This is a genomic window from Micromonospora sp. TSRI0369 (assembly GCF_001905625.1).
Taxonomy (GTDB): Bacteria; Actinomycetota; Actinomycetes; order Mycobacteriales; family Micromonosporaceae; genus Micromonospora; species Micromonospora echinospora_A.
The window spans coordinates 1-6,418 of the sequence record NZ_LIVU01000024.1 but is presented as its reverse complement, the minus strand read 5'-3'; the positions used below and the strand labels follow the sequence as shown (position 1 = coordinate 6,418).

At 72.5% G+C, this 6,418-nt stretch carries 8 protein-coding genes and 1 pseudogene; 4 read left to right on the top strand and 5 right to left on the bottom strand.

Annotated elements, in window-relative coordinates; translation table 11 throughout:
* Nucleotides 1-355, bottom strand: a 355-nt coding sequence (locus tag AMK25_RS31415) for a PEP/pyruvate-binding domain-containing protein (RefSeq protein ID WP_274534197.1), incomplete at its 3' end; no start/stop codon positions are given.
* 133 nt (nt 356-488) lie between these two features.
* Between AMK25_RS31415 and AMK25_RS31410 the strand changes: the two genes are divergently transcribed.
* The 3 genes from AMK25_RS31410 to AMK25_RS31400 all read left to right on the top strand — a co-directional run bounded on the left by AMK25_RS31410 (nt 489) and on the right by AMK25_RS31400 (nt 3,120).
* Nucleotides 489-992: a GNAT family N-acetyltransferase gene (locus AMK25_RS31410; protein WP_116511866.1), complete on the top strand. Its 504-nt coding sequence runs from the start codon at nt 489-491 to the stop codon at nt 990-992.
* Nucleotides 993-1,001: 9 nt separating this feature from the next.
* Nucleotides 1,002-1,628 (top strand): hypothetical protein, encoded by a 627-nt coding sequence (locus AMK25_RS31405; protein ID WP_073831979.1) that lies wholly within the window; start codon nt 1,002-1,004, stop codon nt 1,626-1,628.
* A 145-nt stretch (nt 1,629-1,773) separates the two neighbouring features.
* A complete protein-coding gene (locus tag AMK25_RS31400; RefSeq protein ID WP_073831978.1) occupies nt 1,774-3,120 on the top strand; it encodes a hemolysin family protein in 1,347 nt (448 codons plus the stop codon).
* A gap of 57 nt (nt 3,121-3,177) precedes the next feature.
* Here AMK25_RS31400 and AMK25_RS31395 read toward each other — a convergent pair whose 3' ends face one another.
* The 4 genes from AMK25_RS31395 to AMK25_RS31380 all read right to left on the bottom strand — a co-directional run bounded on the left by AMK25_RS31395 (nt 3,178) and on the right by AMK25_RS31380 (nt 5,546).
* A complete protein-coding gene (locus tag AMK25_RS31395; RefSeq protein ID WP_073831977.1) occupies nt 3,178-3,495 on the bottom strand; it encodes a hypothetical protein in 318 nt (105 codons plus the stop codon).
* On the bottom strand, nt 3,482-3,862 hold the full coding sequence (locus AMK25_RS31390; protein WP_073831976.1) for a hypothetical protein: 381 nt from the start codon (nt 3,860-3,862) through the stop codon (nt 3,482-3,484). Before AMK25_RS31390 ends, AMK25_RS31395 begins: the two co-directional genes overlap by 14 nt.
* Nucleotides 3,859-5,085, bottom strand: a complete 1,227-nt coding sequence (locus AMK25_RS31385; RefSeq protein WP_073831975.1) for an NRAMP family divalent metal transporter — start codon at nt 5,083-5,085, stop codon at nt 3,859-3,861. The genes AMK25_RS31390 and AMK25_RS31385 overlap by 4 nt, the downstream gene beginning before the upstream one ends.
* Nucleotides 5,086-5,156: 71 nt before the next feature.
* Entirely contained in the window at nt 5,157-5,546 is a 390-nt protein-coding gene (locus AMK25_RS31380; protein WP_073831974.1) for a PaaI family thioesterase, read from the bottom strand.
* A gap of 101 nt (nt 5,547-5,647) precedes the next feature.
* Here AMK25_RS31380 and tyrS point away from each other — a divergent pair.
* A pseudogene (tyrS, locus tag AMK25_RS31375) lies at nt 5,648-6,310 on the top strand (tyrosine--tRNA ligase); the annotation flags it as partial.
* Between the last annotated feature and the right edge of the window lie 108 nt (nt 6,311-6,418).

The window sequence follows — 6,418 nt, the reverse complement described above, 5'->3', positions numbered from 1 at the left end:
CCAGCCCCGCCACAGTGGTGTCGTTGAGCCCGATGTCGAGGATCGTCTCCATCATCCCCGGCATCGAGTACCGCCCGCCGGAACGGACCGCCAGCAGCAGCGGGTCCCGCGGGTCGCCCAGCCACCGGTCCAGCCGCGCCTCCACCTCCCGCAGATGCGCGTTGATCTCCTCGTACAGGCCGTCCGGCGGCGCCCCGGTGGCCAGGTACGCCCGGCAGGCGTCGGTGGTGACGGTGAACCCGGGCGGCACCGGCAACCCGAGCCGGGTCATCTCGGCGAGGTTGGCGCCCTTGCCGCCGAGCAGGTCGGCCTGGCTGCGGTCACCCTCGATGAAGTCGTAGACGTACTTCGACATGGTCCGGCCTCCTCGACTGCGTCGTTCCACCTCCTTGGTAGCCGGGCCGGCCGGCGGCGCGGCAGGGCCGGACGGGACACACACCGGGCCGGAGGTCCCGACCGTGTCGGTGGGTGCCCGTATCGTTCCGGCCGTGACCAACGAGGTGCTGCTCCGCCCGGTGCGAGACGACGACCTGCCCGCCTTCTTCGCCCACGAGCAGGACCCGCAGGCCAACTGGATGGCCGCGTTCGGCCCGAAGGACCCGTCCGACCGGGCCGCGTTCGACGCGCACTGGGCGCGGATCCGCGCCGACGAGCGCATCGTCAACCGCACGGTCACCGCCGACGGCGAGGTGGTCGGGCATGTGGCGGCGTTCCCGGTCGACGACCGGACCGAGGTGAGCTACTGGATCGACCCGGGGCGCTGGGGGCGCGGCTACGCCACCGCAGGGCTCGCCGCGCTGTTGCGGGAGCTGCCGCAGCGGCCGGTGCGCGCCCGCGCCGCGAAGGACAACGCCGCGTCCCTGGCGGTGCTGCGCAAGTGCGGCTTCGTCGTGGTCGGCGAGGACTCCGGGTACTCCCCGAGCCGCGGCACCGAGGTCGAGGAGTACGTGCTGGAGCTGCCCGCCGAGGGGTCTGACCAGGGCGACCGCTAGTCTCCCCGGGTGAACTGGCTGGAACTCGTCGGCTGGGCCGGCTCCGCGCTGCTGGTCTGGTCCCTGCTGCAGACCCGGATCCTGCGGCTGCGCGCGCTCAACCTGGTCGGCTGCCTCATCCTGATCGGCTACAACGCCGCCGTGCAGGTCTGGCCGATGGTGGGGCTGAACGTGGTGCTCACCGTGATCAACGTCTGGTACCTGCGCAAGCTGCTGGCCACCCGGCACGACGAGCAGACCTACCAGGTGGTCGAGGTGGGCACCGGCGACGCGTTCCTGGCACACACGCTGCGCGTGCACGCCGCCGACATCGCCCGCTTCAACCCGGGCTTCCGCTGGGACGCCGCCGCCGACGACCGCTCGGCGTTCCTCGTGGTACGCGCCGACGAGGTGGTCGGCGTGATGCTCTCGCACGCCGAACCGGGCGGGGTGGCCCAGATCGACCTGGACTACGTGACCCCGCCGTTCCGGGACTTCACCCCGGGCGAGTTCGTCTACCGGCGCAGCCGGCTGTTCACCGACCGGGGCTTCCGCCGGGTGGTCAGCCCGCCCGGCATGGTCGCCCCCTACTACCACCGGCTCGGATTCCGCCCCAAGGACGGCGCGTACGTGCTCGACCTGCCCGTACCGGCCTGACCCGGCCCCCGGCGGGTGACACCGGCGGCCGGTCATGATTCGGCGGCGGTCCCGCGGGGCAACAGAGGGGCCACGCCGACCGGATCTGCCGGCCGGCGAGTCGGCCATCGGCCGACCCGGATCGGGCCGAGGGAGATAACCGGTCGTGCAGAGCTACTGGAGCCAGCTTGCCCTGGTCGGTGTGCTGGTGATCCTCAACGCGGCGTTCGCCGGCAGCGAGATGGCGCTGGTGTCCCTGCGGGACAGCCAGGTGCAGCGGCTGGAGCGCAGCGGTCGGGGCGGACGGACACTGGCCCGCCTCGCGAAGGACCCGAACCGGTTCCTGGCCACGATCCAGATCGGCATCACCCTCGCCGGGTTCCTCGCCTCCGCCGCCGCCGCGGTCTCGCTGGCCCGGCCGCTCGTGCCGATGCTCAGCGCGTTCGGCAACGCCGCCGAGACCGTCGCCATCGTCGCGGTGACGCTGGTGCTCACGTTCGTCACGCTGGTCTTCGGCGAACTGGCGCCCAAGCGGATCGCGATGCAGTCCGCCGAGCGGTGGGCACTGCTGGTGGCCCGCCCGCTGGACCTGCTCTCCAGCATCACCCGGCCGGCCGTCTGGTTGCTCGGCGCCACCACCGACCTGGTGGTACGCCTGTTCGGCCTGGACCCGAAGGCCGAGCCGGACGAGATCGGCCCGGACGAGCTGCGCGACATCGTGGCCGGCAACCACGGCTTCACCAAGGAACAGCGCATGATCATCGCGGGCGCGGTGGAGATCGCCGACCGGCAGTTGCGCGCGGTGCTCGTACCCCGGTTGCAGGTCTTCACGCTCGACAGCGGCACCACGGCGGAGGCCGCGCGGCTGGTCCTGGCGGCGACCGGCCACTCCCGGGCGCCGGTGGTCCGCCACGGCGGCCTGGACGACGCGGTCGGCGTCATCCACCTGCGTGACCTGGTCGGCGTCTCCGACGACCGGCCGGTCGACGAGATCGCCCGCCCGCCCATGCTGCTGCCCGACTCGCTGCCGGTGGTCGACGCGCTGCGCCAGTTCAAGGCCGAACGCCAGCACATCGCGCTCGTGGTGGACGAGCGCGGCGCGGTCGACGGGATCGTCACGCTGGAGGACATCCTGGAGGAGATCGTCGGCGAGATCTACGACGAGACCGACCGGGACCTGCGTTCCGTGCGCACCGAGCCCGACGGCACGCTTGTGCTGCCCGGAACGTTCCCGGTGCACGATCTGACCGACCTCGGCGTGGAGCTGCCGAACCGGCCGGCGGGCGACTACACCACGGTCGCCGGGCTGGTGCTGAGCTGCCTCGGGCACATCCCGACGGTGGCGGGGGAGCAGGTGACCGTGGACCGCTGGGAGCTGACGGTGGCCGACGTCGACCAGCGGGCCATCACCGAGGTGCACGTCCGCCGCCGCGGCCGCGGCGACGGCGCACCGGACGACGACACCGCGGACGACCCGGCCGACGCGCCGGAACTCGACGAGGCACGCCGCTGAGCGGCGCCCGCCCGCGCGCTGTCCCGGCCGGCGGCGGCCGGCCCGGCGGGCGGCGCCTCAGTGGCGTCCGGCCGGCGGGCCGAACGGGAAGCCGGGCACCGGCGGGAGCAGTTGCACCGCGTCGGCAGGCAACTGGTGGGTGCTGCGCCCGACCAGCCGGGCCACCACCCGCAGCAGCCAAGGACCGGACGGGTGCAGCTCCGGGCCGATCAGCCGGCTGATCACCCGGGTCCACCAGTGCCCGGCGACGATCACGTCGGTGACCCGCAGCCGGTCGGGCGGCCACCCGCCGCGCACCACCACGTCCACCACCCGGCCGAGCCGTCGGCCGTGCAGGTCGTACGCGGTACGGCCGAGCAGCTCACCCGCTCGCACGGCCGGACCCCGGTATCCGCTCGATCAGGTGCCGGCGCAGCCACGCCTCCACCGGCGACGGCGGCAGGTCCGCCGCCGGGCAGCGCAGCCGCACCGCGCTGTCCACCCGGGCGACCTGGGCCAGCGGTACGCGCAGCGGCGGCACCGGCGGGTCCTCGGTGAACCGGTCGGCGACCGCCACCAGCAGCCGCCCGATCCGGCCGCCGATCCGCGCGCCGAGCGCGCCCTGCCCGGTGAGCAGGCTGTCCACGTACGGGAAGCCCTCGTCGTCGACAGCGAACGCGATGTCGTCGACCCGCCCGACCAGCAGCCCGTCCACGTCGACGATCTGCCGGTCGAGCAGCCGCCTGGCCAGCTGAACCCTCATGGCCCCATCCCCGTCATGATCGCCAGTGGGATCGCGGCCACCGAGGCCGCGACGATGAGCAGCAGGAACACCGCGCCGAGCAGGTTCATCCACCGCCCGTTGACCCGGTCGCCGAGGTACCCCCTGTCGTTCGCGACCACCAGGATCGGCAGGTACGTCAGCGGCAGCACCACGGCGCTCAGCACCAGCATGTACTCGGTCAGCCGCACCGGGTCCACAGTCGTCATCAGCATCACCACGCCGAGCAGCAACCCGACCAGCAGGACGCTGTGGAACCGGGCCGCCTCCCGAGGGCGGACCCGCTTGCCCCACTGCCACCCGAAGTACTGCGCCGCCGCGTACGCCGCCGACAGGCCCGTCTCCAGCGCCGCGCCGAACGTCACAGCGAAGAACGCCAGCACGGCCGTGGCCAGGCCGGCGGCGCCCAGCGCCGTGGCCACCGGCCGCGCCACCTCGTCGAGCGTACTGAGCGACACCCCGGACGGGTGGTAGGCCACCGTCGCCACAGCCACCAGCGACAACGCCAGGAACCCGCCCACCGGGAAGCCGATCAGCACGTTCGAACGGGCCCGCGCCAGGTCCGCCGCGCCCCACCGCTCCTCGACGCCGCCGGAGGAGAAGAAGAACACCTCGTACGGGCTGACAGTCGAGGCGAACAGCGCCACCGCCACGAACCAGTACAGCGGCCAGCCGTGCCCCGCCGCGCTGATCTGCCACGCGCCCTGCCCGAGTGCCGGCCAGTCGGTCGGCAGCGCCACCAGCGCGACCGCGAACACCAGCAGCGACAGCCCGGCCAGGCCGAAGATCCGCTCCATCAGCTCGAACCGCAGCCGCCACAGCACCAGCCAGACCGCCAGCGCGGCCAGCGGCACCCAGAACAGGTGACTCACCCGGGTCGCCAGTTGCAGCGCCAGCGCCACCCCGCCCAGCTCCGCGGCGAGCGTGACCACCGTGACCAGCCACGACGCGACCAGGTTGAGCAGCGCCACCCGGGGCCCGAGGCGCTCCCGGACCAGGTCGAAGACCGCCCGGCCGCTCACCGCCGCGATCCGGCCGGCCATTTCCGCGTACGCGCAGATGCCGACCACCCCGATCAACAGCACCCAGGTGTGGGCCATGCCGAACAGCGCGCCGGCCTGACTGGCCGCCACCAGGTCGCCGATGTCGACGAAGCCGCCGACGGCCGACAGCACGCCGAGCGTGGCGGCGAACAGCTTCCTCACGTCGGGTCGGGAGCGGACGATCTCACCGAGGCGACGATATCGGCGTCAGTGCCCGGTTTCGGGCGAATGCGTCAGGAGGTGGTCAGGTTTTGCAGGCGCACCTGACCGCGGGCCACCAGCCGGCCGTCCGCGTCGGTGATCTCCACGAGCCAGAGCTGCTGGCTGCGGCCCCGGTGCACCGGCGTGCCGACGGCGGTCAGTTCGCCGTCGCGCACCGCGCGCAGGAAGTCGGTCTGGTTCGACACCCCGACGACGTTGCCCTTGTCGCCCAGCCAGAGCGCGCCGCCGATGCTGGCCGCCGTCTCCACCACCGAGCAGTAGACGCCGCCGTGCTGGATCCCGTACGGCTGGTGCAGCTCCGGGCGGACCTTCCAGCGGATCACCACCCGGTCCCCGCTGACCTCGTCGAACGTCAGGCCCAGCAGGGCCACGAAGCCACCGGTCAGGTTCGGCATGTCCACCGCGGTTCCTCCTCGCGTTCGACGGCGCCGCCAGCCTAGTCGCCGCCACGTCGGCAAACCCGGTACGGGCCGGGGGTGTGGATGGGGGACAATCGGTGACCGTGACCGACAGCAACCTCCCGCAGGGGCGGGACTCCCTGACCGACGACCTGCTGTGGCGGGGCCTGATCCAGGACTCGACCGGCCTTGACGAGCTGCGTGAGCTGCTCGACGGCGGGAGCACCACCTTCTACGTGGGCTTCGACCCCACCGCGCCGAGCCTGCACATCGGCAACCTGATGCAGGTCGTCATGGCCCGCCGGCTCCAGCAGGCCGGGCACCGGCCGCTGCTGCTGGTCGGTGGCGCCACCGGGCAGATCGGCGACCCGAAGGAGAGCGCCGAGCGCACGCTGAACCCGCCCGAGGTGATCGCCGGCTGGGTGGAGCGCATCCGCGAGCAGCTCTCGCCGTTCGTCACGTACTCCGGGGAGAACGCGGCGCAACTCGTCAACAACCTGGACTGGACCGGCGAGATGTCGGTGGTGGAGTTCCTCCGGGACGTCGGCAAGCACTTCCCGGTGAACAAGATGCTCGCCCGCGAGGTGGTCAAGGCGCGGCTGGAGACGGGCATCAGCTACACCGAGTTCAGCTACCAGCTCCTCCAGGCCAACGACTACTTCGAGCTGCACCGCAGGCACGGCTGCCGGCTCCAGTACGGCGGCTCCGACCAGTGGGGCAACATCACCGCCGGGGTGGACTACATTACTCACCTGACCACAGCGCCCCCTCCAACCGCGAAGCCGCTTCCCGCGCGATCTCCGGAGCTACGTGGGCTTTGGTCAGGTGATGCCGCCGTCGCTGTGTAAGAGTTGGCCGTTGATCCAGCCTCCGTC

Coding starts and splice junctions, on each gene's coding strand:
- AMK25_RS31390 (WP_073831976.1), bottom strand. CDS start 3,862: ATGAGGGTTCAGCTGGCCAGGCGGCTGCTCGACCGGCAGATCGTCGAC.